Origin of the sequence: Maribellus sp. CM-23, from assembly GCF_021354595.1 — a bacterium.
Classification (GTDB): domain Bacteria; phylum Bacteroidota; class Bacteroidia; order Bacteroidales; family Prolixibacteraceae; genus Draconibacterium.
This window is the reverse complement of sequence record NZ_JADWYJ010000001.1, coordinates 558,938-585,056: the sequence shown is the minus strand read 5'-3', so window position 1 is coordinate 585,056 and position 26,119 is coordinate 558,938. Positions and strand designations below refer to the sequence as shown.

18 protein-coding genes and 1 tRNA gene are annotated in these 26,119 nt (G+C 44.0%); 8 read left to right on the top strand and 11 right to left on the bottom strand.

The features are described from left to right. Window positions 1–295: 295 nt before the first annotated feature. The 5 genes from sprA to INQ51_RS02155 all read right to left on the bottom strand — a co-directional run bounded on the left by sprA (window position 296) and on the right by INQ51_RS02155 (window position 12,163). Window positions 296–7,765, bottom strand: coding sequence for a cell surface protein SprA (gene sprA, locus INQ51_RS02175; RefSeq protein WP_233376262.1), 7,470 nt, complete (start codon window positions 7,763–7,765; stop codon window positions 296–298). An 85-nt stretch (window positions 7,766–7,850) separates the two neighbouring features. After that, complete coding sequence (ruvA, locus tag INQ51_RS02170) at window positions 7,851–8,432, bottom strand: Holliday junction branch migration protein RuvA (RefSeq protein ID WP_119438126.1); 582 nt, start codon at window positions 8,430–8,432, stop codon at window positions 7,851–7,853. Window positions 8,433–8,443: 11 nt separating this feature from the next. Next, window positions 8,444–9,553, bottom strand: coding sequence for a 4-hydroxythreonine-4-phosphate dehydrogenase PdxA (gene pdxA, locus INQ51_RS02165; protein ID WP_233376261.1), 1,110 nt, complete (start codon window positions 9,551–9,553; stop codon window positions 8,444–8,446). Between the two features lie 143 nt (window positions 9,554–9,696). Next, window positions 9,697–11,115, bottom strand: coding sequence for a leucyl aminopeptidase family protein (locus INQ51_RS02160; RefSeq protein WP_233376260.1), 1,419 nt, complete (start codon window positions 11,113–11,115; stop codon window positions 9,697–9,699). Between the two features lie 121 nt (window positions 11,116–11,236). Continuing rightward, window positions 11,237–12,163, bottom strand: a complete 927-nt coding sequence (locus INQ51_RS02155) for a hypothetical protein (protein WP_233376259.1) — start codon at window positions 12,161–12,163, stop codon at window positions 11,237–11,239. A 303-nt stretch (window positions 12,164–12,466) separates the two neighbouring features. Between INQ51_RS02155 and INQ51_RS02150 the strand changes: the two genes are divergently transcribed. Both INQ51_RS02150 and INQ51_RS02145 read left to right on the top strand, forming a co-directional pair. Beyond that, a tRNA-Asn gene (locus tag INQ51_RS02150) sits at window positions 12,467–12,540 on the top strand. A gap of 202 nt (window positions 12,541–12,742) precedes the next feature. Further along, window positions 12,743–13,729, top strand: a complete 987-nt coding sequence (locus INQ51_RS02145; protein WP_233376258.1) for a DUF1080 domain-containing protein — start codon at window positions 12,743–12,745, stop codon at window positions 13,727–13,729. A 138-nt stretch (window positions 13,730–13,867) separates the two neighbouring features. Here INQ51_RS02145 and INQ51_RS02140 read toward each other — a convergent pair whose 3' ends face one another. Next, entirely contained in the window at window positions 13,868–14,824 is a 957-nt protein-coding gene (locus INQ51_RS02140) for an ester cyclase (RefSeq protein WP_233376257.1), read from the bottom strand. A gap of 134 nt (window positions 14,825–14,958) precedes the next feature. Next, window positions 14,959–17,130: an ATP-binding protein gene (locus INQ51_RS02135; protein WP_233376256.1), complete on the bottom strand. Its 2,172-nt coding sequence runs from the start codon at window positions 17,128–17,130 to the stop codon at window positions 14,959–14,961. 301 nt (window positions 17,131–17,431) lie between these two features. Between INQ51_RS02135 and INQ51_RS02130 the strand changes: the two genes are divergently transcribed. The 3 genes from INQ51_RS02130 (at window position 17,432) to INQ51_RS02120 (ending at window position 19,141) form a co-directional block, all read left to right on the top strand. Continuing rightward, window positions 17,432–17,983, top strand: coding sequence for a carboxymuconolactone decarboxylase family protein (locus tag INQ51_RS02130; protein WP_233376255.1), 552 nt, complete (start codon window positions 17,432–17,434; stop codon window positions 17,981–17,983). A gap of 129 nt (window positions 17,984–18,112) precedes the next feature. Further along, complete coding sequence (locus INQ51_RS02125) at window positions 18,113–18,697, top strand: peroxiredoxin-like family protein (RefSeq protein WP_233376254.1); 585 nt, start codon at window positions 18,113–18,115, stop codon at window positions 18,695–18,697. A gap of 12 nt (window positions 18,698–18,709) precedes the next feature. Next, entirely contained in the window at window positions 18,710–19,141 is a 432-nt protein-coding gene (locus tag INQ51_RS02120; protein ID WP_233376253.1) for a DsrE family protein, read from the top strand. A 72-nt stretch (window positions 19,142–19,213) separates the two neighbouring features. Here the strand turns inward: INQ51_RS02120 and INQ51_RS02115 are convergent, their stop codons facing one another. Then, window positions 19,214–20,041 carry a helix-turn-helix domain-containing protein gene (locus INQ51_RS02115; protein ID WP_233376252.1) on the bottom strand — a complete coding sequence of 276 codons (828 nt, stop codon included), beginning with the start codon at window positions 20,039–20,041 and terminating at the stop codon, window positions 19,214–19,216. A 293-nt stretch (window positions 20,042–20,334) separates the two neighbouring features. Next, complete coding sequence (locus INQ51_RS02110; RefSeq protein ID WP_233376251.1) at window positions 20,335–20,955, bottom strand: YqaA family protein; 621 nt, start codon at window positions 20,953–20,955, stop codon at window positions 20,335–20,337. 338 nt (window positions 20,956–21,293) lie between these two features. Between INQ51_RS02110 and INQ51_RS02105 the strand changes: the two genes are divergently transcribed. The 3 genes from INQ51_RS02105 (at window position 21,294) to INQ51_RS02095 (ending at window position 24,828) form a co-directional block, all read left to right on the top strand. Further along, complete coding sequence (locus INQ51_RS02105; protein ID WP_233376250.1) at window positions 21,294–22,946, top strand: hypothetical protein; 1,653 nt, start codon at window positions 21,294–21,296, stop codon at window positions 22,944–22,946. A 243-nt stretch (window positions 22,947–23,189) separates the two neighbouring features. Next, window positions 23,190–23,594 carry a hypothetical protein gene (locus tag INQ51_RS02100; RefSeq protein WP_233376249.1) on the top strand — a complete coding sequence of 135 codons (405 nt, stop codon included), beginning with the start codon at window positions 23,190–23,192 and terminating at the stop codon, window positions 23,592–23,594. A gap of 10 nt (window positions 23,595–23,604) precedes the next feature. Beyond that, window positions 23,605–24,828 (top strand): acyloxyacyl hydrolase, encoded by a 1,224-nt coding sequence (locus INQ51_RS02095; protein ID WP_233376248.1) that lies wholly within the window; start codon window positions 23,605–23,607, stop codon window positions 24,826–24,828. A 40-nt stretch (window positions 24,829–24,868) separates the two neighbouring features. Here INQ51_RS02095 and INQ51_RS02090 read toward each other — a convergent pair whose 3' ends face one another. Together INQ51_RS02090 and INQ51_RS02085 are read right to left on the bottom strand one after the other, a co-directional pair. After that, window positions 24,869–25,177: a hypothetical protein gene (locus INQ51_RS02090; RefSeq protein WP_233376247.1), complete on the bottom strand. Its 309-nt coding sequence runs from the start codon at window positions 25,175–25,177 to the stop codon at window positions 24,869–24,871. 170 nt (window positions 25,178–25,347) lie between these two features. Next, entirely contained in the window at window positions 25,348–26,055 is a 708-nt protein-coding gene (locus INQ51_RS02085) for a FadR/GntR family transcriptional regulator (RefSeq protein ID WP_233376246.1), read from the bottom strand. Between the last annotated feature and the right edge of the window lie 64 nt (window positions 26,056–26,119).

The window sequence follows — 26,119 nt, the reverse complement described above, 5'->3', positions numbered from 1 at the left end:
AAAAAGTTGTTGCGCCACCACCAAATGTTATTATTAATTCTCATTGTTGCTTTTTGTGTACAAAAAAACCTGCTCTTTGGTAGGAGCAGGCCTTCTTTGAATATCTTTAAAAAATACCAATATGGCTCTTTAACTCCTAACTTACGTAAGAAGACCCCACCACGGAAGCCATATTGTATTTATTTTTCTCATTGTTGTCAATTAATGAATGCAAGAAAGACGATTTTTTCCAAAAATCAAAATAAAATCCTGACAAGCTTTCAAAACTTTTTTCATCGTAAGGTTTCCTTAACATCTAATTGGCCAGTGTAAAGCGGAAACTAACACCAAAATTGGCATTGGTTGTACGGTACGCAAGCGATGTAAACGGATTGTTTAAGATCCGGTCGTAGAACACGCGCATTTCAAACTTATCGCTTAAGCGATAATCCGCATAAGTTTTTATCGTGAAATTCCCTTGTCCTGACGTAATCTGGTTGTCGTCCGAATCAAGCTGGCGCAATATGGTTTTGTTTCTCCGGTACGAAATATCGGCCCGAATATTCAGGTCGTTGGAATAGGCCTGTTGCGAATTTTTGGTTTTGATGATCAAATCCATGCGCGTGAAACGGTATCCCATTCCAATGATGTATTCGTTGCTTAGCACCTCGGTCAGCTGATTGTTGGCAAACGACAGGTTGAGGTTGCGTGTACGTTTGATCTCGCCTCGCGTTGTAAAATCGCTTTGCCACATTACATCCACGTTGATCAAGGGGTTAAATGCTTCGATGATGCTAACCGAGTTGAAATCGTATGCCGGAACAAAATTGTCGGCGAGGTCGCGAATGTAGCTGAAACCATCACCCGTTTCCAGGTATTTCAGGTTGGTATTGAACGATCCTACATTGTAAGTGGAACGGTAAGCATGCTGGAAGTTGAGTGAACGCATAACCTTGTTCAGTCCCGGAATGCGCGACACCATTCCCTCGTAACGGATGCTCCAGTTCGGACGAATGTATTTCAGTGATGGGAACAGGCTGAGTGAAACCTTCTCGGGGTCCTTTCCCTGGTATGCTGCCAGGAAAGCAGGCACTAGTACTTCTACCGAGTTTGGGCCGTAGCCGTCAGGATAGTTTTCGTACTGAGAGTGCGGAGCGTTCGGGTTGTAGTTGGCACTGCTACCTCTTTGCTTTGCCAGGCGGTTGGCAATAGTAACGCGGTATTCTTTTAGCTTTTCAAAAGCTTCCGAGCTCTTTACTTCTTCTTTTCCGCCAATGGCAAAGAACGCTGTTCCCCATGTTAGGGTCGACATGCTGAAGTTACCGGTTTCGGTAAAACTGTTGGCATTGAAGCGTCCGCTGGCGTTATCGTAATCGTAGAACTCGGTAATGTTTTTCGAGATCGAACGGTCACCTGTCAGATCGATACGTAAATCGGGTAGGGGCTCCAGCATTACGCGTAGGTTGATACGTTCATTCTGACGGAACATAAACGGCTGATTCAGTGTTGAGTCAATGGTCAGCCATCCGTGCTCGGCAGCTTTTACGGCAAAGTCGCGGTCCTGCCATCCGAAAAGGAAAGGAAGACCCGGGGCCATGCTGGATTGGATGTTCGGAATACCCCATTCACTGTCACCCGAGAAACGGCCTGCCCCAAACAATGAAGGTTCAGGTAAATAGCCAGGTAGAATGGTGCTTCCGTTTTTGCTGTAGTTTACTGACAAGGTACGTACCCCAATCGCGATACGGGTGGTAAAGTCGAGTACGTCTTTCATAAACGACTGATCGCCTCTTTTCCCGGAAACCGTTAACATGGCCTGGTTGGCATTTGCCATAGGCGTAAATTCAATGGTATTCGGGTCCAGGATATTCACCTTGCCTGGAACCACTTTGCCTTCGGTATCGGTTACCAGTACTTTTATTTTCTTGGTGTTGAGTTTATGAGTGATTTTCTGTGCCTTGTCGGCCACCAATTTTACATTGCTGCTGAAAGTCTCCTCTTCTTTGCGCTGCAGGGGTTGGTTATCCTGCTGACGCCCTCCGCTGGAGTTGCGGTTCAGGCTACCTCTGCTTCTACCTGTTCTCCGGAACTTCTGGTCTACCTCCCTGAAATAAGGTACCTTATTAAACAGGGTTTGCATATTGGCATTGCCGGTGATGGTCATGTTCCGCGAGTTGGAGATTGTATTTCCGAGGTTGATGTCTTCGTTGGTCATTGGTCCGGCTATCCAGTCATAGGTTCCGGCATAACGTATGTTGGACGAAAGGAAACTAAGCGCTTTGATAGAGCGCAATGGTACCTGGTAATTAACATTGAAATTGTGGTTATACAAAGTGGGGCGTCCCAGGTCCCAAAGATTGGTCAGGATCGAGTCGCGTTTCCATTCGTAATCGTCGTCACGTTTGTTGATTCTTCCTTCCGGCTCATCAATTCGTGAGGTTCCGCGTGATGAAAAATCAAATTTCAGCGAACGGGTTACATCGTAGCGAATATCGAGATAGCGGTTCCAAAGGAAGTCTTTCTCGAACGTAGCCGGCAAAATCAGGTTCGGGTTGGTAATGTTTCTAGTTTGCGTTTCGTGGTAGCGCCTGTACAAATCGGTCCGGTACGAGATCTGCGTTGGCAGCGGATAGAAATTAAAGTCGCCAATCAATTTCAGCGGGCCCTTTTGCAAGAGTTTCACGTTGCGGAAAGGCTCAATCAGTTTCGACCGGCTGCTGTAATTGTACGAGAACATGAAACGATGCGTTTTGTCCACATTGTATTCTGTGGTTACATTGTGTTTCGAGATTTCGTTGTACGAATAGGTTACCGCAAAGTTTTCCACATCCCACAAATGCGTTTTCTCTTTTTGCTTTTGTGGTTCTACCTTCACGTTGGTGAAGTTGATACTTTTTCGTTCCACTACATCCTGAACCAGGTTTTTGAGCGAATCCTTGGCGCTTCTGTTTTCCAGCCGTGCCATTGACTCGTCCAGCTCAATATCAGGTTCCAGCGGGTTGTATTTGGGATTTACAGTACTTTTTGAATATCCGTAATACATAGGAAGTCTAACGCCAGCTTTTTCGGGGAAGAAACGTCCCCAGTCGATGGAGGCCGAAACATCAATATCGTTTTGGTCTTCGAGCGAGCGGCTGTTTACGTTTTGATCAATGCTTCCAAATCCGGATGTGCGTTTTCTTCCGGCCACTGTTACGCTTCCGAGGTCGGCAAGCCGGGCCGAAACACGTGCATTGGCTGCCCATCCGCCTTCGTCGTCAAAATCGGTCAGGCGTAATTCGTTGGCCCATACTTCCACCGATTTTGGGCCTGTGTTGATTTGCCCGCGGCGGTTGCGTATCCCCATCATAAATACTTCCACATTTCCCAGGTTGGGGCTACCTTTCACTTTCACCCGGTTTCTACCACCGTTCCGATCAGGATCCGATTTCTCGTAGATGTCAGTAATTTTTATCGGTGAATTGACCACTCGCATCGCATCGTTACGATCGAGTTTCAGGTTGGTGAAAAGATCCAGCGGAATGTAAATGCGGTTTTGTTCGGGCCATACAGCTAAGCGGTCGATTTCCCGGTCATTGTTGTACCTGCCCTCCGGAGTCAGTTTTAGTGGGATTTCGTATTCGTAGTAGTTGTAGTTGTAGTCTGATCCCATTCGGATAAAGAAATAAAGCTCGCCATCTTTCAGGGATGAGCCCTCTATTTCTTCGGCGTGTACATCCAGTTTAAGGGTTTTGTAACGGCGGAAATCCATGTACAATGATTTGTAGGCCGCTCTTGAATCTCCCTGTTCCAGCTCTTCGGCTTTCAATACAATGGATTGCTCATTTAGCTGACGAAGTTGCGGATTAGCGGGGTCGATTACCCGCGAAATTCCGGGAGGAAGAACATAGTTTACCGGCTCGCGGCTTCCGTTTTCTTCAATGCTTACAGCCGATACTTCAAAATCAGTAGTCATCGAAGGCGCTGCCAGTTCGTCGGTTAAATCACCGGTGTATCTTCTCCATTCTGCCCGAACCAGGTCAAGGGTGGCAAAACGCATGACGGTGGAGTCGCGGAAACCATGCATGAACATACGCATAAAACGGATGGACTTGAAGTCGCTGATGTTTCCAACAACTTTATCAGGGGTGTTTACCGGAATCTTAAACTGGTACCAGCTCACTTCTTCCACTTTACCGTTCTTTAATTCCACCGGCCTGCTTCGTTTGTCGGCAATGTAATTCTGCCCAACCACCATGTCTTTTTTGCGGATACTTACCTTGTATTGGTAGTAGCGCTCGTATTCGTTTAAGGTATTGTCGTTGTTAATGTCTTCAATGTCTGGCAGGGTAGTGGCCGAAGTCGGGTAGCTTTCCTGCGACATCTCAGCGGTGGGGGAGTTGCCATCGGGGCCATTGTAGTTTTTGTAACGTGCCAATATGGGGAGTTCCTGTTCGTCGTAATCGCTTCCTCTGTAATAATGGAAGTTATCGCTCGAAGGGTCGCTCATCGCTTTTACATAAACATCGTCGTTCACCTTTAACTTTAGTTCTTCCAGGTATTGAGCAAAAAAGCTGCGCTCGTCGTCGTCACTTAATCCATCAAAACCAATGTCCTGGTATTGCCGCGAATTCGGGTTATTATCAAATGCGTTTACCAGCGATTGCAAAGTTGAAACCCGTCCCCAGATCGTCGTGTCCACATTGTTTATCAATTGCGAAGTTGGGAGCCCTTGTTCAAACCCTTTTCGGGAGTCTTTAAGGAAGTCTTCCGAAATATCACCCAGGTTAAAATACAGGTCACCACCCGGTTTTACATCGAAAGTATCATATACAAAGGGGTCCATCAACCAGAATTCGATGTACTCGATATTGGCAGTTTCAAAGTCGCTGGTTTGAATGGCCCGCATAATACCACCCCAGCGTGTTTCCGGGTTTTTCAAACTACCGTCGGGATTTACCCCGGCTGCAACATTACTGTTTCCCGTATCGTAGTTGTAAGGTCCTCGTTCTGAAGGATAGAAGGCCAGATCCATTACGGGAATGTTGGTGGGCTCACCGGTAACAAATTCTTTTTCAGGGAAAAGTTCCTGCTCAAAAACTTCACGGACAAAGTGGTTAGACTGTTGGTCGTGGTCGTTTTTGATGTGGTTGGGTGTGAGCGAGTTGTTACGCAGGAAAAGCGGATCAATATTGTAAAACGCCAGCTTGGCACGGTTCATCCCGTATTCCAGCGATTCGATGGTTTTGCCTTCCGGGAACAGATCTTCCTGAAATTGCGGAGTACTGGCCAGCATCCACGCTTGTCTTGCTTTCAGACTGATGGGTGTTTTGGTGGCTTCAAAATCGTCGATGTAGGCCGCGCCTTTGATGGACTTGCTGCTTCCCGGAACCAGTTTGGCAAATTCACCCTCAAAATCGATTGACGACTTTGTGTTGGTGCTGTAAAACGGGAGCGCATCCAGCGCCTTGGTGATGAACATGCTTTCCGTATTGTAGCGGGCATCAAAACCATACATCAGGTTTGAGATGGGGTCTTCGCCGTAGTTTACCTTTTCGGTAAGCGGCCGTTCCTGCATGTACAATAAAGTGGCTCCAACATTGAAATTGTCAGAGAATGCGTAGTTGGCGTAGGTTCCCATCAGGGTTTTACGCTGCATGGTAAACAGGTCTTCGCTTTCGGTCGACACTTGGATGGGTGTTCCGGCTTCGAGCAATGCCTGGTTGATGATTTTTACTCGTCCCAATGTATAATCAACGGTGTAGTCAACATTTTCGGTAAGCACTTGCCCGCCAGCGGTGACTTTAACAGAACCCTGGGCCAGGTTAATGGAGCCCAGCGATATATCGGAACTGGAAGATCCCTTGTAACTCCCCACCAGTTTGAATTTATTGTGCTCGGCATCCTGTTCGGCTTTCACCCTTGTTGAATCGTACAGACTTTGAAAGGCAAAGCGTTCGATGTCGGCGGGGTTCTGAAGAGAATCGGCCAGGTGTTTGCCAAAAGGCTGCACAACCGGGAAAATAATACGTCCGTTGTTGGAGTCAACCGTAATACCTTCCACATAGTCGAAAATACCGTCTTTGGTTGCGTCGAGTTGCTTGTTCAGCATGTCGAGCCGCATTACCTCGAGCAGGATGTGCCCTTCGAGCCGGCTGGCAGGCAGGTAATTGATGTAAGTACCGGTAGAATCGTTCTGGTACATTACGTTCAATTCAAAATCTTCGCTGGTCAGCTGGTAAGCATTCAGGTTGTATATGTTTTTCATCATCAACTCCCAGGTTGGTTTTCCGGGAGAAAGATTGGTTCCTTTCAGCAATTTCAGGAACAATGTTTTGGGAGCGTCTATCCCGTCGGTTGAGAACTCACCAATCTGAAAAGTTTGCCCGTTGGAGGTGAAGTTGAATGCTACTGCCAGCACCTCATCGGCATTTAACGAAGAGTTCAGCGAGATATATCCCAGTCTTTCGTTTACCGAGTATTCTGATTCACTGAGTTTTCGGGCATGTTCAATTTTTTCAAAATCGGTTCCGCCTACAAAATCATCTCCAAACTGAGCCATTGTACTGGTAATTCTTTCAACCTGCCGCACATCGGAGTAGGTGGTCGACATTTCGCTGTAAAGTCCGTTTGCGCCGTTGTCGGGATAAATACTCAGTGGGTAGGGTAAACCTAAGTTTTCCCCAAATTGGGTGAGTTCGTTGTAAATGTATGGCTCGTGTTCTCCCAGGTCCTGAAGGGCGAGGATATGCCTGGAGTCAGTGAAATCGCTTGATTTGTTGGTCACCCACACCTCAATTTTGTTGATGGTGATCGGAGAGCGGGGAACAGCCGTGTTCTTCAACCACTCGTCGTAGTGCTCGCGAAAATAATGCGCCAGGAAAAAGTGGCGGTTGGCATCGTAGTTAGAGGCTGAAATTTCGAACGTTGCTACCTGCGCACCACCTTCGGTTTGAACTGTTTTTGATTCTCCCTTGTGTTGCGAGAAAATAGTGGTCAGGTTAAGTTTCCCGAACTGCATCTCTGTTTTTACCCCAAACAGGTTGGAGGCACCGGTGATCAGCGATCCGTTCAAGGGCAGCGAAACGTTACCGGCTTCCACTCGTTTTATGATTTCATCTTCGTCGCCGGTATATTCGATGTTCATTTTGTTTTCGTAGTCGAACGTTGCTTCGGTGTTGTAATTCACCCGCATGTTCATTTTTGTACCGATCTGACCGGTGACGTTCATCTGGATTTTCTGGTCGAAATCAAAGGTCGGTACTCTTTTTAGTCTTTCCGGAATGGAGGGGTTGTCGGTGGTATTTACTTGATAACCAAAGCTTACTTCCACATATCCCTGGGGCTGAATGTTGATGGTGTTTCCGCCAAAAATACGGTTAAAGGCCTCGCTACCAACAGTAAGTTTTGGAAGCAGCCCGCCTCTTTGATCCTGGTCTTCCAGTGCTGCCCGGTTTTTCCAGTAGGCTCGTACCGATTGGTCAAAATCATAGTTAATGTAGTCTTGCAACGACATACTTTGCGGAAGACGGTAGTTCAGGCTACCCACTTTTTCATAAAAAACATATTGCCCCAGTACCGGATCGTATTCAATCTGGTACTTGAGGTTACTCGGTTTGTTCAGAAAAAGCTTTTGAGAATCCTGTTTGGTGTAGCCAAATGCGGGTTGGTCTTTAAACGGATAGGGTAACTGACCTGTTGTGTCGATTGCAGGTACATCCTGTGCGGTTCCTGAAAACGGAAGTGCAAGGGCAAAAATTAAGAATAAGCAGAAGTATATTTTTCGTAAACTTCGGTTCAGTTTCATACAAATATTATTACTACGTAAAAGGCAGCCTGTTTTCAGGAGATCACCTTTGATAGTGATAAAAAATTCCTGTGTTTTTTCCTGGTTAGAGCCTTTTCAATGCTTGTTTAATCACACTCTCTACGGTTGCATCCGGTTGTTCCTGAAGGATTTTCGAAACTACTTTCTCGGCATCCTTTTTCACAAAGCCCAGCATGACTAAAGCAGATAACGATTCATTTCGTATAGTATTGTCTGTTGCAAGGAAAATTTGACCACTTTCAGCTATTTTTCCGAGCTTGTCTTTCAGATCGATAATGATTCTTTGGGCGGTTTTTGCCCCGATGCCTTTAACGGCTTTTAAAACCGCTACATTTTCAGTGGCTACAGCCGATCTGATTTCATCGGGAGTCAAGGACGACAACATCATGATGGCGGTGCTGGCTCCCACGCCATTTACCGAGATGAGGTTTCTGAATAATTCGCGTTCACTCAGGTCGGCAAAGCCGTATAAAATGTGGGCATCTTCGCGTACAATCTGGTGGAGAAAGAGTTTTGTGTCTTTCTTCCCGCTCAGCTGACTGTAGGAGTTCAATGAAATATTGATGAAATACCCCAGCCCGCCGGCTTCAATTACAATGTTAGCCGGACTGATGTCAGCGATGTTTCCCCGGATGTATTCGTACATAATGGATGGCTTTATAACTCGTCTTCTTCGCTGGCTTCAATGTCAACGCTCTCGTCTACCTGGTTCGGGTTGATCTCGTATTTTCTTAGCGGATTACGTGTTATTTCCTCGTAAATTTCCCGGCTTTTGTAAATGTCGATGGCCAGATAAAGCGCCTGACGGAACGACTCGGGCGATGCTTTGTCTTCTCCTGCCAGTGCATAAGCGGTGCCATGCGCCGGCGAAGTACGGATTACCGGAAGTCCGGCAGTATAATTCACGCCTCTTTCAAACGAAGCCAGTTTAAACGGAATCAATCCCTGGTCGTGGTACATAGCCAGGATGGCATCAAATTTTCGGTAATCTTCCGAACCAAAAAATCCATCGGCAGGATAAGGTCCCAAGGCCATAATGCCTTCTTTTTTTGCCTGTGCAATGGCCGGAATAATGATGTCCTTTTCCTCGTTCCCCAAAAGTCCGTTATCTCCGGCATGCGGATTCAACCCAAAAACTGCGATGCGTGGCTTTGTAATGGCAAAGTCTTGCTGAAGTGATTTGGCAATGATCCGGATCTTCGAAAGGATGGCTTCCTTGCTCAGGCTTTGTGCCACCTGCGAGATCGGAATGTGCGTGGTAACAACGCCCACTTTCATGGTTTCGCTAACCATCAGCATAGCGTAATCATCGGTATTGAATTTTTGTGCCAGGTATTCGGTATGTCCCGGAAAATGGAAATTTTCATTCTGAATATTGTCCTTGTTGATCGGGGCTGTGATAAGCGCGTCGATGTATCCGTTCTGCAGGTCAGAAACAGCTCTTTCCAGCGCCTGAAAGGACGACATTCCGGCTTCGGCAGTTGATTTTCCCAACTCCACCCTGATGTTTTCATCTACACAGTTGATGATGTTCGCTTTTTGCGGATATACTTCCTTTGTATTGCGAATATGGTTGAAGCTTACGTCGTTAATGTTTAGTGCTTTGCGATGGTAGGCGGCAACTTTGGGTGAACCGTAAACAATGGGGGTGCACATTTCAAGAATGCGCGGGTCTTCCAGTGTTTTCAAGATTACTTCATAACCGATTCCGTTAATATCGCCGTGGGTTATACCTATTCTTATTGATTCCTGCCTATTATGTTTCATTTGATTATCTTTTCACTTTTAAGCCGTTTTTAAGCGAGCGGTGCAAAGTTAATTTTTTAATTGAAAGTTTCCTATAAGCGATGTACATGCGGATGTGTGTCAGAATATGCTGATTCTTAACCGCATGAAATCTGTTTTGCGGGTTAAATCATCGATTTTAGAAACTGGTACAAAAGCCTGGTTCCAAAACCGGTTCCGCCAGCTGGCCGGTAGGCATCAGCTTCCTTCAGAAAGGGGGTGCCTGCCGAATCGATGTGGATCCAGTTGTACGAGGTAAAGTGTTCCAAAAACTTTCCTGCGATGGTTGATTGCCCTTCGCGGCTACCCAGGTTGTTCAAGTCCGCTATTTTTGATTTCAGCGGTTTGGCATATTCTTCCCAAAGCGGAACTTCGATGAGGCGTTCGTAGGTTTGGAAACCAGCTTCCTTCAGTTTTTCTATGTTTTCAGAAGAATTTCCCATAACTACGGCAGCATGCGGTCCGGCCACTATGTCTGCTGCACCGGTTAGCGTGGCGTAATCGATCACCAGTTGCGGATCGTATTTCTTTGCATAGCTGAGTGCGTCGCCCAATGTCAATCTGCCTTCAGCGTCAGTGTTTAGTACTTCAACCGTTGTTCCGTCGAACATGGTAATGATATCACCCGGAACATAGGCATTGCCATCGGGGCGGTTGTCGGTTGCGGCAATTAATCCTACCACATGGAGCGGAAGTTTGTTCAGGGCCATTACATAAATAGCCGTTGCAATTACAGCAGCACCGGCCATGTCGGTTTTCATGTAATCCATTGAATTGGCGGTTGGTTTAAGGCTCAGCCCGCCGGTGTCGAACACAATTCCTTTGCCCACCAGTACAATCGGTTTTTTGTTTACCGCATTTTCAGGTTTCCATTCCAGAATATTGAATGTTGGAGGATCGATGCTGCCTTTGTTTACCGCCAGCAGTCCGCCCATTTTCAGCGTTTCTATTTTTTGTTTGTTAAACACTTCAATGGCAAATCCTGCTTTTTCACCCAGGCTTTCCAATTCGTTTGAAAGCTGAACGGCATTCAGAAACGAGTTGGGTTCGTTTACCAGGTCGCGGGCCGCAAAAACGGCACTTGTCAGGTTCAGGAGCTCTTCCGCGTCTTTGTCCGAAACTTCTTCGCCAACAACGAAAACCTCTTTTAGCTGAAACGTTTCTTTTTCTTTCAGGTATTTATCAAAAGAATAAGAGGCCAGCAGCAAACCTTCGAGAAATGCGCTTAAAAGAGGAGAGTTGTGCCGGTTCACCAGGTTGACAGCAGTAATGTGTGCATCCTTTAGTTCCTGGTAAAGTTTGGCCCCGGCTTTTCGGGCAGCTTCCTGTTCGAGATAAGCTTCTGCTGCTTTTATTTTGCCAAAGAAGCTTAGCTCGGGATATTTCAGGAACGAACATTCTGTGCCTTTTTTGAGCTTTTTCGAAAGAAATTCTTTCTCATTTTCGCTTAGACCGGCATGGCTTATTTGTTCCGTTTTTTCGAAAAGTGTTGCGGTTGAAATACCCTGTTTTGGGTCTTTTATAATTGAAATTGTTGGAAACATAATTTTAAAATTTCATCAAAATTAAACAATTAAGTGAATTCATAGGAATAACGTAAAAACACGAAAAATGATTTCCAAAAGGCGTTTCTCGTTTGTTTTTTTCGGATGGATGCAGTTCTGATTACTTGCTTTTGATGTATTCCTTCACATCGTTCATTCCCAAAACTTCGAAGCCATGCAAAAGATAAGCTTTGATAAAAGCATCGACTTTGGGAGTGCCGGCTGTTTTGGAAAGAACATTGTCCACTGCTTTTACATAGGCTGCCGACCGTTGTTCCTGGCTTAAGCCGGGTTGATTGAAAAGTACCAGGTAATCGAATATTTTGTCGGTATAGGCTGAGGAATGAATTAGGCTTTCGTCAGAAAAATCAACAGGATGGAGAAAGTTTTTCTGCAAAGATTCCTTGCGTTCGTCTTTTGATAAAAATGCGTCGGCCATGGGCTTTCTTTTAAGCGCAATAAGTTTTGCGGCAAAGGTGCCCTCGTTTTGTTGGGCGGTTTGTGCTACCCGAAGATCCCAATCCATTTGAAGCCGGTTAAATTCATCCGCGGTTTGAATGGCTTTGGCGGAGTCGTTCTTTTGCCAGAGCAGGTCCACTTCTTTTTCCATGAGGCTTAATGCGTTTTCGTATTCCATTTGGCGCCTCATAAAATCGTACCAAAGCCTGTTTTCTTCCGATCGAATAACTTTCAGACTGTTGACCGGATCTTTGAAGCTGAGAGCAAGCTCTATGTCTTCTTTGTTGAAAATCAGATCGATCTGTTGCGGGGCCTCCTTCATGATCCGGGCATAAGGTGTAAGTCCGAAAACCAGTCGAAGCACAGCGGGGGCGGCATCTTCAGGCAGCGAAAACTGAACTTGTCCGTTCACTGCCAGCGCACTGTCGGTTTTTGTAAGATTGTCTCCTTCCACCCAACCCAGTACCACCGGATTGTCGGGTTGGTTGCTGATTTTTACTGTAAGTGTATTGTTTTGCGCCTGTCCTTGTCCGGAAACTCCAAATAAAAGAAGGCAGAACGCCACTATGGATGCGAATGATTTGTTCATGTGAGCCGTTTTTGAGTGATCTAAAAATACAGAATCGGTGGAGAATCACGAAGAAGTACGAAAAGAAACTGTAAAAATAGATTTGTTGGTATTTTAATGCGATTTTTAGAAAAGAGAGCTTTTCTTTCAGAATGGTTTGATTGACAGGCACTCGTGAGAGAAAGAGCGCGTGGGGCTTGAAGCCCGGAGATTTTTTGATGAGAAAAATGAATGTTTTTTTAGAAAAATATTTTGAGTTTTAAGAAAAGCTATTACTTTTGCATCGCTTTTGAAAAGCAAACGTTCTACAGAACAACAAAATATTCCCTAGTAGCTCAGTTGGTTAGAGCGGCGGACTGTTAATCCGTAGGTCGTAGGTTCAAGTCCTACCTGGGGAGCTCAAAAAGGTCAATCAGAAATGGTTGACCTTTTTTGTTTCCGGATTTTGGAATTTGCAGTGCTCTAAAATCTTGAAATAATAAATAATTATCTTCAAAAACACCCTCGATTCGAATGTTGGAATTTAATCTGAAACAGTTTTTAAGTAGATTTGTACCTAAGCGAAAAAAATCGCATTTATTAATTGAACAAAATATTATCATGAAAAAATTAAAAGCATTCCTGTTATTATTTGTATTAGCCTTAGTTGGTTTCGTTCCTGCGCAGGCACAGCGCGTTGAAAGTGACTCGAAAGTGATCGGCAAATGGGATCTTACGATAACCATGGAGAAGGAACAGTTGGAGAATCTTGGAATTTTCAGACACGGTTTAATGGCTTCAGATGGTTTCCCCGGATGGCTGGAGATTAAATTATCTGGTTTCTCAACTCTTGTTGGATATTATGTTGGATATGAGGGAAGTGCAAGGCCAATTTCAGAAATTCATTACGATGCTGATAAGGATAAGTATCATTTCACAATCCCTCCGCAATGGATGGATATTGAAGACTTATATTTTGAGTTTTCTTTAAAAGACGATAAACTTACGGGGTATCAAATGCTTAAAGGCAATAAGCTGGAATGGACTGGTGTTCGGGCTCCGTCGTTGGAAAGAAAAGAACCACCGGTGTGGGGAAATCCGATCAATTTGCTTACCGATAACATGGACAGATGGATCATTCCGGCAAACAATAAATTTCAGATGGTTGACGGTGTGATGGTGAACAAAGAAAAGGGTGGCAACCTGGTTACCAATCAGAAATTTAACGATTTCAAACTGAGCATCGAATTCCGGTACCCGGAAGGAAGTAACAGTGGAATTTATCTTCGTGGCCGTTACGAACTCCAGATCGAAGATTCAAAAGGAAGAGCTGACGCGGTAAGTATCGGCGGTATTTACGGATTTATAGCTCCTTCGGTTAATGCAGCTAAAAAACCGGGCGAATGGCAAACTTATGAAGTAACGCTTGTTGGTCGCCATGTAACGGTTGTTCATAATGGTATCGAAACGGTTTCGAACCGTCCGATTCCTGGAATTACAGGAGGTTCGCTTGACAGCAAAGAAGGAGAACCAGGCCCTATTATGGTACAGGGCGACCATGGTCCTATCGAGTTCCGCAAATTCGTTATTACACCTGCTGTTAACTAAGCTACATTGCTAAGATTTGTTCCTTTAAAGAGATAATTGCTACAAGCAATTGCAAACCAGGTAGTAGTTTTCAACTGCCGGGAGAGCTAAAAAAGGCCGGAATCACTTCCGGCCTTTTTTTATTTGTTGGGGCCCGGCTTACGGAATAACACCGATCAATTGCAAAAAAGTGTTCCAGTCCCAGTAATCTTTGTTCCAGATTATTTGACCGTTTTCTATTTCCATGACAGAAATTCCCGGCAACTCAAAATATTTTCCAGTGGGCGGAATTCCCATCGATGGCCAGCCAACCGTGTTGGTTCCTTTCCAGATCCATTCAACAACAGCAAATCGTTCATTAGCCACGATGGAGACTACTTCAAAGCGGGTGTCGGGTATTCCGGCAATCGTGGCAGTGGCATACATGACAAGTGCATCTTTACTGGCATAAATATGTCCTGTTGTCACTTCGGTGTAGGTGAACTCATCGGCAAACAATGAAGTTAGCAGGTCGGTGTCATGTAGGTCCCATGCCTCAATAAATGATCCGGCAATCGATTCATTTTGTGTTACCGTTGCATTTTCGCCGCTATGGCTGCTTCCTACATTTGTGATCAGCCCCTCGACTTGCATATACATCGTGGCAATATTCATGGGATCATCGGCATAGCCGGTAAATTCCATGGAGCCCTGCGCCTGGCAAAACCGGCCGGTACCGCCATCAAAAACAGCTTGTCCTGTTATCTGATTATTTGGAATGCTAAACGCCCCGGAAAGTGTGTATTTCAGAAAATCGCCATTGGCTGCACAAACCGATCCAAACATTTCCCACGAAATCGTCCAGGTCTGCTCGTCCATTTCCACAGAAATGGTGTACCAGGTGCTTTTATCCATGATCAGCTTCCCCAGGTGTGAAATATTTCCGGATAGATTGCCAATTACCGGAACACCATTCAGGGATTCAGTTACATGCGATTGTATCTCGCCTTTGATGGGGACCATCTTCATTTCAGCTGATTTCAGGTCATTGTCGATCTCGTTAGATAAAGAATCGTTCATATCGCAGCCCGCAAAAAGCAGGCTTATGCTCCATAATAATAAAATCAATCGCTTCATTTTAGTTGAATTTTAAAGGATTAGAATGTTGATTCGTAAAGCAGAGAACGTACTGTTAAAGGTACGGCAACGCTGAAGCCCGTGCTTTGGTAATTGTCTCAGATGTTTTTGCTTTTGTCTCGAATGTGAGCTGGCTAACGGACAAGTTTATTGGGAGAGAAGCCAAACTCCTCGTGAAAGCAGGTGCTGAAATGTGATAGGTTTTTGAAACCGGTTTCAAAAGCTGTTTCAGTAACATTTTTGCCTTGGTTCTCCAGTAGCTCTTTTGCTTTGTACAGGCGAAACGAGCGAAGATACTTACCGATCGAATTATTGGTGATGGCACTGAACTTACGGTAAAGTTGTGCCCGGCTCATGTTCATCGAAAAACAAATGTCATTGATTCCAAAGTCTTCGTTACCCATTTCTTTTTCAATTAGTGCATTAATTCGTTTAATGAATAGGCCTTCCGGTTTAAAACTGGAATTTTCATCCTGGGGTTGAAAGGGGAGTGTGCCAAAGTGTTTTTGCATCTTCCTTCTTAATTCCAGCAGGTTGCCCAGTTTTAACCGAAGCTCTTTTTCGTTGAAGGGTTTAATCAGGTAGTGATCGGCTCCAATTGCGAGCCCGGCAAGTTTCGAATTGAAATCACCGCGGGCGGTTAGAATCACAACCGGAATGTGGTCGGTCCGAATATCAGCTTTCAACTTTTCGAGCATCTCAAAGCCGTCCATCAGGGGCATCATTACATCCGAAAGAATAATATCCGGGATGATTTCCATAGCTTTTTCATACCCAGCCTCTCCGTTGGGGGCAATTTCTAAATTGTATTCCTTTTGTAGAATTGTCTGAAGATATTCAACCACATCTTTGTTGTCTTCTACAATGAGGAGAACCGGTTTTTCCGCCTGTATCGTATCTGTATCATAGGTTCTATCATCGGCCTTGGCTTTCGTAATTCCCGCATGAGCCGTCTCTGAGCTTATCATGGATACACCATGGTCGGCAGCTTTTTCGGCCGTTTTCGAGACCGGAAGCAGAACGGTAAATACTGAACCTTTTCCTTCCCGGCTTTCTACACTGATCTTTCCATTCATCAACTTAATTAGTTCATAGGTAACTGCCAGTCCGAGCCCGGTTCCCGAAGTTTGATCGTGTTTGTCGGGGACCTGGTAAAAACGCTCAAAAATTTTACTCACTGATGCTTCGGGAATTCCCCGCCCGGTGTCACGCACTGAAATAAGAATGACTTCCTTGTTTTTTTCAGGTGCGATTGAAACTTCAAGGCATACAAGACCTCCGGGAGGCGTGAACTTAATGGCATTGGATAACAGGTTGGAAAGTACATGCATCAGTTTGTCGGGATCGTAATCGGTATAAATTGGGTCTTCCTGTTGATTCAGAATTAGTTCAACCTTCATGCTGTCCGCCAGACTTTGAAAGGTCCCTGCCACATAGCGGATAAACCTGCAAATGTCGCCATGGATTAACTCCAGGTGCATTTCATCGGCTTCAATTTTGGCAATGTTCAGCATCTGGTTTACAAGGCGAAGCAGAAGCTGACTTTGCATTTTAATCTTGCCCGGGCCACTTTGCATCCATTTTTCAGGATGTTGTTCCATCTGTTCCGCTATTCCTTGTATAACTGTTAGTGGTGTTCTGAATTCATGCGAAACGTTGGTGAAAAGTTTGGTTTTTGCCTCATCGATTTTTCGTAGTTTCTCTGCTTCTGATTTTTCATAACGGCTTTTGTCTTTCATAAATAAAATGACAATCAGCAAAATGCAGGCGTTAATCCAAACGGTAAGTCCGACAAAGGAGAGGGTATTAACACGTGGAGTAATGTATTCGGGTGTGGTGAGCGAAGATTGAAAAAGGCCGAGGATGATAATGGTCACACAGTAAGTGACAAACATGCCAATGGTCCAGCGCAGGTTTCCGGCCAGCATGGATCCCATGGCACAGTTCATCCCGATGAAAATAAATCCCAGTGAAGTGCTTATTCCTCCGGTTTGTAGCATGGCAAACAGTGCCGCGACAATAAAGACGGTAAAAAGAATGTTGATCACCAGATCGAAGCGTTTCATACGTCGGTACAGCGGAAAACCGATCAAATAGCCAGCCCAGAATATGAAGCCGAACCACCAGATAGGCCAAAGCTTCAGTATAACGAGTTCAACAAAAGAAGTGATAGCAACAAACACGCAGGTAACAACCATCCAAATCCAGGCCCAGCGCTTACGGAGTTGCGTTTCGGCATCAAGACGCGGATCTGCCAGGTAACGGTCGATCCGGACGATGATATCTTTTGTGGAAACGTATTTCATTCTTATGGGGCCTTTGTTAAAAACGGGTACCGAAATAAATACGTGAGGCAAACAGGAGAGTTTCGCTTTAGAAAGATTGATCCATAAAGAGTTGAGATGTTCTCCGGCCGTTCATCAACAGGAATAAGCATTTCTATTTTGCGGCCATAGTTCGGAAATCTCGGTTTCAATCAGGGAGTATGGGCGGCTTTTACACAAAAAGGGAAAAATTGATAAGCTCAAGGGAAAAACCTTCATTCCTGAGGTCATAAATCCGCCACATCTTTGTGCCGTAAATAATAACCTTTTAATTTTTAATAAAATGAAGAAAATTATCGTTCCAACAAAAGATGAGGTGGATGCAAAAGCAAAAACAATTTTTGGAGACCTTGAGAGTAAATTGGGAATAGTGCCTAACCTTTATGCCACAATGGGTTATTCGTCTGAGGTTTTGGCAGGGTACCTGAATTATGCGGAGGTGATAAGTGCCTCTAATTTTACCAAAAAAGAAACGGAAGCTATTAAACTGGCGGTTTCCGAAGTAAACAACTGCGAATATTGCAAGGCCGCTCATACTGCCATTGCCAAAATGAATGGCTTTACCGAGCAGGAAACCATTGCCATTCGGAAAGCACAACTTTCTGATAAACGAACCAACTTGCTTGTTGAAGCAGCGCAACAAATTGCGGCCAACAAAGGGAAGCTGAGTGAAGAGTTAAAGGAGTCGTTTTTTGAGGAAGGCTTTGATAATAAGGCTTTGGTTGATTTGGTTGCCATCGTTAATGTAACCAGTTTTACCAACTTCCTGCACAATGCAACACAAGTTCCGATCGATTTTCCTCTTGCCCCGGATCTGGAGAATTTCGCAGCATAACAAAAGATTCCTGAGGTTACGAGCATGAAAGCAATTGAGGTCATTTGGCTGTTGCCTGAAAGCCATGCATCATAAAATGGCACAGCTTTTAACGAATTAACAAACTGTACATCAAAACAATTACTTACCATGAAACACTTATTATTTTTATTCCTACTAATTGGCAACTATGCCATTGCACAAATACCGGCACTTCCGGAGCAGGTTTCGCCTCTGCTGATCGGAGAGCAAATTCCTGAAGCGGAACTAAAATCGGCAGGCAACACTACGCATCAGCTGAGTGAAATTCTGGCAGAAAAGCCAAGCATTTTGCTTTTCTACCGGGGAGGATGGTGTCCGTATTGCAATGCTCACTTGTCGGAAATACAGGAGGCAGAGCGTGAAATAATTGAGCTGGGATATCAGATTGTTGCGATAAGCCCTGATGCTCCGGAGAATCTGAAGATCACAGAAGATGATAAAAGTATACGCTATCAGCTTTATTCTGATGCCGACGGCCAGCTAATAAAAGCCATGGGTATTGCCTTTAAGGCCCCTGAGCAGTATTCTGGGATGTTGAGCGAGAAAAGCGGTGGCCTGAATAAAGGCATTCTGCCGGTGCCATCGGTTTTTGTTGTTTCTCCTTCGGGAAAAATACAGTTCGAGTACATTAATCCCGATTATTCTACCCGTTTGTCAGGGAAACTGCTATTGGCTATTTTGAAAAACATGTAAAATCCGCGAAGAATGAAGCATCTAAAATATTTGGTAGTTATTGTTGTGGTTTTTTTCTCAGTAAGCGCCGGTAATGCAATGAATCAGGAACAAAAGAATACGCAGGAAGACAAGTTGGTTGTTGTATGGACAAGTGACGATCCGTATGTGGCAGACAGGGTTGCCTTAATGTACACGCATGCCGCCAAAAAGAACAAATGGTTTGAGGATGTTACCCTGATTATTTGGGGACCATCAGCTAAATTGACGTCTGAAAACCGGAAGATTCAGGAGAAACTGAAAGCGATGAAAGACGATGGTGTTGAGATAAGGGCCTGCATTGCCTGTGCAAGTGCTTATGGTGTTACCGATGATCTGAAAGGACTTGGTTTTGAGGTAGCAGGCATGGGAAAGCCGTTGACTGATTATCTTAAAAATGATTCGGTAAAGGTTCTGACTTTTTAACTCGAATATCCGCAAGAGACCGGTTTTGTTGCTTACAAGCCGGTCTTTTTATATTATACAGGAGAGCTGCTGTTACTGAAATTCACTGGGGCTTTCACCCGTCACTTTTTTAAATAGCCTGCTAAAATGAGCCGGTTCAGAAAAACCCAGCTCAAAAGAAATTTCCTTAACCGATTTATCGGTGTAGTTCATTAATCTTTTGGCTTCGAGTACTATTCTTTCCTGTATTATTTGCAGGGGCGACTGACCGTTTAATTTCTTGAATGTGTTGGATAAAGTTTTAGGCGATTTATACATCATTTCAGCATAATCGGCCACTTTGTGTTTTTCCCTGAAGTACTTTTCTACCAGGGCCTGAAATTTCCGGATAATATCTGTTTCTTCCTGTGGAAGATCGGTGGCGATAAACAATTGTTTTTTGGCAAGCCTTACACACTTTATTATCAATTGCTTTAATAAAACACGCAGCATGTCGCCCTGGTTACTTTGGGCATAACTAAATTCTCTTTTTAGCATTTCAATCAGCCCGATATTGTCTGAGGCTTCTTCTTCCGGAAAATTCAAAACGGGAGGTTGAGGTAAGGCTCCGAAAAGCAAACCGTTGCACGATAGTTCTTTATCGTGTAACTCCAGGCAGTAAAAAGCCTGGTTGAAGTCAATGAAACAATGTCTTTGGTCCTTACTTTTTATCTTCGGAATGATGCTTCCGGGGTTTATACAGCAAATCTGATTATTCTGAATCTGGTATTTTTTTAGATCGATCTGAATATCGATTGCTTCCCCGTAGTTCAGTACAATACAAAAGGTTGATAACGGTTGACCGGCATTTCGCTGAAACCAGTTTTCGGCAACCGACATGGAGAAGTACCCGTTAAGTTTATCATTGTAAATCAAATTCATTGCTTGTGCTGTATTGGTAAAAATACTGTCAATAAGAAACATTGGTTTTTGTTGACAGAACGAAAATAAATTAAAAACGCAAAAACGGCTCTGTCTAAAGACATTTAAATCAGTGAGACTCTGATTTCAGGAGTGATAGTAAACTGAAATTATGAAGTCGAACTCTTGCCCGTTCCCGGCAGGACGAGGTAGCTCATTAAGTAAATGCGCATGCAATGGCTTCTAATATGAACAGGAGTAACAAGAACGTTTTTGTTCTTTTGTTTTGCTGATAAGAATGCCAAACTTTGGTTCTAAAAAATGCCAAAAATGATTAGTGCATAAATAATAAAACGCATGTAACGAAACAGAGCCCAAAGCAGGTAGTTTTTGAAGTTGTATTTGATCAGCCCTGAAGCCAAACTAACAATAGAGTGGGGAATAGGCGATACCGCACCCAGAAAAACGAAAATGCCTCCCCATTTTCTCAGGTTAATGATGTGCTTTTGTATTTTGGTTTCAATGTGTGTCTTAATAAAAGGGATGAGGAACAGGCGAGTACCCAAGAAGTAGGCAATTACTCCTCCAATGTATGATAACGAAGCCAGCACGAAAAGAGCGATCCAGGGAGTTTCCAGTTTCGCGGCCCAGGCAATAAACATCTCAGGTGGCAATAGTCCCAAAGCGGTTTCTGATAAAAGAAAAACCGAGTAAATTATTTTGGGCGAATACATCGTCACCAGGTTGTTGAGTAATAAATTAAAATCCAGTAGAAATATCTCCAGGCTAACCAGCAACAACACAAAAATGGCGGTAACCGTGCCTCCTTTATAAGCCGTGCTTTTCAAAAATGAATAAAACTGTGTGATTTTATAATATCGGTTCAGGATCGATAAGCGCCTGGGCGAAAAGTTGTACAACAGATTTTTTATCATCGTTTTATTTTGATCGGTATCAGTTCACAAAAAATGACCTTTTATAACAAGGCACCGCCGTGAAATGTTGCGCAAAACTAGTATTATTTTGTTCCGGTGAGTTGGTATTGATGCTGTGACAAGCACTTTTCCGCATTTTGTTTTTATGGGTGCAGGGAAAGTTAAGATTGATGAGAATATTTATTCGTTAGGAAGTCTCAAAATAAAGGTGGTAATTATGCCTGCAATCTTTTTCTGTAGCCTTTTGAGCGGTTTTTTAGAATTGGAAAGATGTAGCATAAATTTGTTGGTTTAATTTATAGTTTATATTTTCAAATCCTTACTAAACCATAATACCTATGAAACCTGCGATTTTATTTTTCAGTTTACTTTTTTTAGTAACGGTGTCTTTTGGCCAAACTGCCAGTAAATCACTTGATAATGTGGTGATAACGTTCAATAAGAACAAAACAGCAGTTCAGACAACCGGGAATGGGGAGATGCAAATAAACGTATCTCCCAAAGATTTAAGAAAGTTTAAAGCCGAAGGAGTTGTTCTGTATAGCGATTTTGGTGCTGCAGGCGACGGGAAAACGGATGACATGGAGGCTCTGGTAGCAACACACGCTTTTGCAAATCAGGAAGGTCTTGGAGTAAAGGCTGACGATGGAGCTACGTACTACCTGGGAGGAAAGAACCGCACCGCAGTTATTCGTACCAATACTGATTTTGGAACGGCCACTTTCATTATCGACGATACAAAAGTGGAGAACCGAAATGCGCCTGTTTTTCTGGTGAATTCCGCTTTGGAATCATTCAAGCCTGAGGGGATCGTTTCGTTGAAAGCAAATCAGAAAAAAATAGATGTTTCTCTACCTGCCACTTGCCTGGTTACTGTTACCGATTCAAATGTAAAACGCTACATCCGGTTTGGCCCGAATCAAAACAACGGATCTTCGCAAACTGATATTTTTATTGTTGACAAAAACGGAAATGTGAATATGGATGCTCCGATCATTTGGGATTTTGATCAGGTAACTAATGTAACTGCGCTTCCCATTGATGAGGAGACACTTACCATTACGGGCGGACGTTTTACGACCATCGCGAACTGTGCCGAATCGAAATACACGTATTACAGTCGGGGCATATCCATCAAGCGTTCCAATGTGTTGGTAGATGGATTGGAGCACCGTATCGTTGAAGAAGGAGACCACGGTGCACCTTACGGCGGCTTCTTCAATATCAGTGAATGTGCCTGGGTGACAATTAAAAATTGCGTTGTTACGGGGCACAAAACCTACCAGACAATCGGTTCAGCAGGTGTTCCGGTGTCGATGGGAACCTATGATATTACAGTGAATCGTGCGCTCAATGTTTCCTTTATCAACTGTAGCCAGACAAACGATATTAACGATAACAGGTATTGGGGCATAATGGGATCGAACTACTCTAAGAATCTTTTGTTCGACGGTTGTACGTTTTCCCGTTTCGATGCGCATATGGGCGTCGCCAATGCGACCATTCGTAACTCGACGCTCGGGCATCAGGGAATTAATGCCATTGGGAGCGGCACTTTTACGGTTGAAAAGTCAACCATTAGGGGACGAAGCTTGATTAATCTGCGTTCGGATTACGGCAGCACCTGGAAAGGAAAAATGATTATTCGCGATTGTGTTTTTGTTCCGGCAAACGGCAATAAAATCAGTGCCTCTCTCATTGGTGGTTCCAATTCAGGCAAGCACAACTTTGGCTACACCTGCTATATGCCCGAAGAAGTAATCATCGAGGGGCTTTATGTCGACGACACGAATCATCCCGATGAATACCAGGGACCCGCCATTTTTTCCAATTTCAATTCGAAAATGACCGACGAAACTTACGAAGAACCTTTTCCCTATGTCAGAACCCGGAAAGTGATCTTAAAAAAGGTAAGTACAGCCAGCGGAAAGAGTTTAAGACTTAGTGATAACCGCTACATGTTCAAAGATGTAGATATCATCAACGAGTAAAGGGGGTAGCTCTCTTTTTTGACGGCCTCTTGTGTAATTTTGAGAGTGGATGGTGAAGGTTTTAAGGCATTATTGTTAATCGTAGTGTTTCTTTTGGTATCAAACATTATCGTTAAAACATAAATGACACGTTATTTTAAGGAGAAGCCCGGCACCTTTCGTAAGGTCTAATAAAACCATTTTCGTAATTTGAAATAACTTTGCTGGCCACACATGACGGGAAAGTTCATTAATCCGGGTTTTATGAGAAATAGTGTTCAGAATTCATTCAGCAGGTTATTTCTCTCAATGGTAGCACTTTCAATTTTTAGCAGTTGTGCTACTGTTTTGGAGGGGAGGTCGCATCGCCTGGTATTTTCCAAAGAAAGTTTGCCAAAGGCTGAAGTTATTATTGACGGAGAGAAAGTAGGGGAAGCCCCTGGAGCCGTAATGGTTCCTAAAAAGAAAATACAACATGGAAGTATTCTTGTGCTGAAAGCAGAAGGTTACGAATCACAAGAATATGTTTTGCTTCGAAAACAAAGTGCGGCATATTCGGTTGTCGACCTGCTTATCGGGGGCGTTCCGCTTATTATCGATTACACAACCGGGAACATTTACCAACCCAGTCCCCGAAGATTCAGATACGAACTTATAAAGCAAAACTAAAACGGCAGCAATGAAAAGATTTATAAGTTCAGTTACGGCTTTATTTCTCTTGTTTGTAGTGAATGCACAGGAGTTTTCAACTTTCAAAAAAGAGGATTTAAAAAAGGATGATAATTACGGTTGGTTCAATTACATCCAGGTTACAGGCTATAAAGGCGGGCACATGGTGGAAGGAGGTGCTCCGGGTGTGTTACGCGATGGATTTTGGGGAACAGGGATTCGCTTGGGCACCCAATCAACCGGTAGAAAAGAATGGCAAAGGGTGCATGGATATCCGCAATATGGATTGGGAGTTTCGTATTTCGACCTGGGAAAAACAGTGGTTGATTCGCTGTTAGGAAAGCCGGCTTCTTTCTATTTTTTCTATGGAGCGCCCATTGCAAGGTTTGGCAAATTCAGGCTAAACGGAGATGTGGAGATTGGTATTGCTACTGATTTTGTGCCTTACGATGCCGAAACCAATCCTTACCAGAAATACATTGGAGCCAAGAGTAACCTGCATTCAAATTTTTCGCTTCAGTTGTATTACGAATGGTCAAATCGGATGGACATTGCGCTTGGCTTTTCGTTCCTTCACTTTAGTAACGGGCGGTCGTTTACTCCGCAAAAAGGCATAAACCTGGTGGGATTAAACCTGGCCACTGCCTATCATTTCAATCCTGTAAAAAATTTCACCAAACATGCTGACCCTGGTTATCAGCCGGCAGTTCGTCCTACCTACATCGATGCAGATGTAAGCGAATTTGAGCCAAAGCATGAGTTTATTCTGATGAGTAGCATCGGAACCATGCAGGAAAGTCCCGGAAGATTTAAAAATGAATTTGGCGAAGTGGATACAACCGGGGCCGAAGGTCCCAGGTATCTGACGAGTTCGGTTACTGTTGAGTACGCCTATCAGTTTTCGCACCGCTTAAAGGCAATCGGAGGATTGGATGTGTTTTACGACGGATCGGTTGAGAATTATTACGACAATTTGTTGCCACAGCAAACGGCTTTTTCCGACAAAACTTTTTACGGGGCGCATGTGGGATTTCATTACCTGATTGAGCGAATTTCCTTTATGTTTAATTATGGCCGGTACATTTACAAGCCGTTTACACAGCGCGGAAAGTGGTTCATGCGAGTCGGGGGCCGAATTGGAATTTCGGAACACACCGATATTCACATTGCACTGAAAACCCGCAACGGGGGAAGTGCCGATTGGATTGAATGGGGTGTAGCCTACAGATTTTAGGGAAGTTGGAGCCAGAAATATCAGTTAATGACTCTGGCTTTTAATCCCGCAATTGAAATAAAATACCGGCTACTTCTATGGACGGAGGTTCAACTCCCTGGTACGCCTGGGCAATGGTGGCTGCCAGTTCCGACTGCCGGAATTTCTGCAGCGATTCAGGAGAATCCCAGATGTAAACACCACCGAACTCGCCCGGCGTGTCCATTTTGATGTAATATTTCTGAACCAGGCCAGAAATAGCTTTAAACTGCGGTTCACGCTCGTGGGCTATTTTCAGCATCTCTTCTTCGCTGAGTTTTGTTTTTAGTCGAACAATCTGCATAATTGTTCCTTGTTTTTGCGCGCTCATACCTGCTTTTTTTGAATGAATAGAATCATTACCAACAACAATCAGCTATTTGTATGGTTTACTGATTGTTTGTTTGAGCGTTTGTGCGATGGCCTGCTGACAGGAAAAAGAGCTCTGTCCTGAAATTAGAGGCAGATCATTGTTGTTGTCAGTGAAAACGGGATAGAACTTTAATCAAACAAGCGGCTGAAATGATTATCCAGGTGCTTTCGCATGGCTTCCCTGAACTTTTTCGGATTGCCCGTTTTTAGGATTTCAACCAGACCCTTGTGTGAAATGTGTTTTTTCTTTTTGATGGGTTTGTTGATCAATCCACTGTCGTAAGTAAAATTGAAAGCCGGAAGTAAAATCGTCTGAAAGTTTTTCAGTGTTTCATTGTTCGTTATCTCATACAGTTTGCCATGAAATTTAATTTCATGATCAATATCAAACAAAACATCTTCGGTTGATGTCGGTTCCGAGTCTGTGATTTCTTCCAGCTCGCGGATATCGTCATCAGTGATATGATGAAAAATAGAATCGGCCATGCCTATTTCAAGGATCAGGCGAATCTCAAAAATGTTTTTCAGTGTTTCGTCGTCCAGTATCTTGGGAATCATGGAGCGCTGAAGTATTTGTGCCAGGTTGGGGCTGGTAAGAACGGTTCCTTTGTGTTTTTTTGAATCAATTAAACCCATTGTTTTTAAGCGGGTTAAGGATTCTCTTATTACGGTCCGGCTCACGCCCATGGCAGCGGCAAGTTCAACTTCCTTGGGAATAACATCCCCGGTTTTAAGCCCCCGGTTGATAAAAATTTCCAAAAGCTGCATTTCAACTTTGTCGACCAAACTGCTGGTATCGATGGTCGGTATATGATGGATCAAATCCTGGTTTGCCATAACGAATTAGATTTTAGCACTGTAAATGTGCTACAAATTTGGAAAATGATTTTGAATTAAAAAA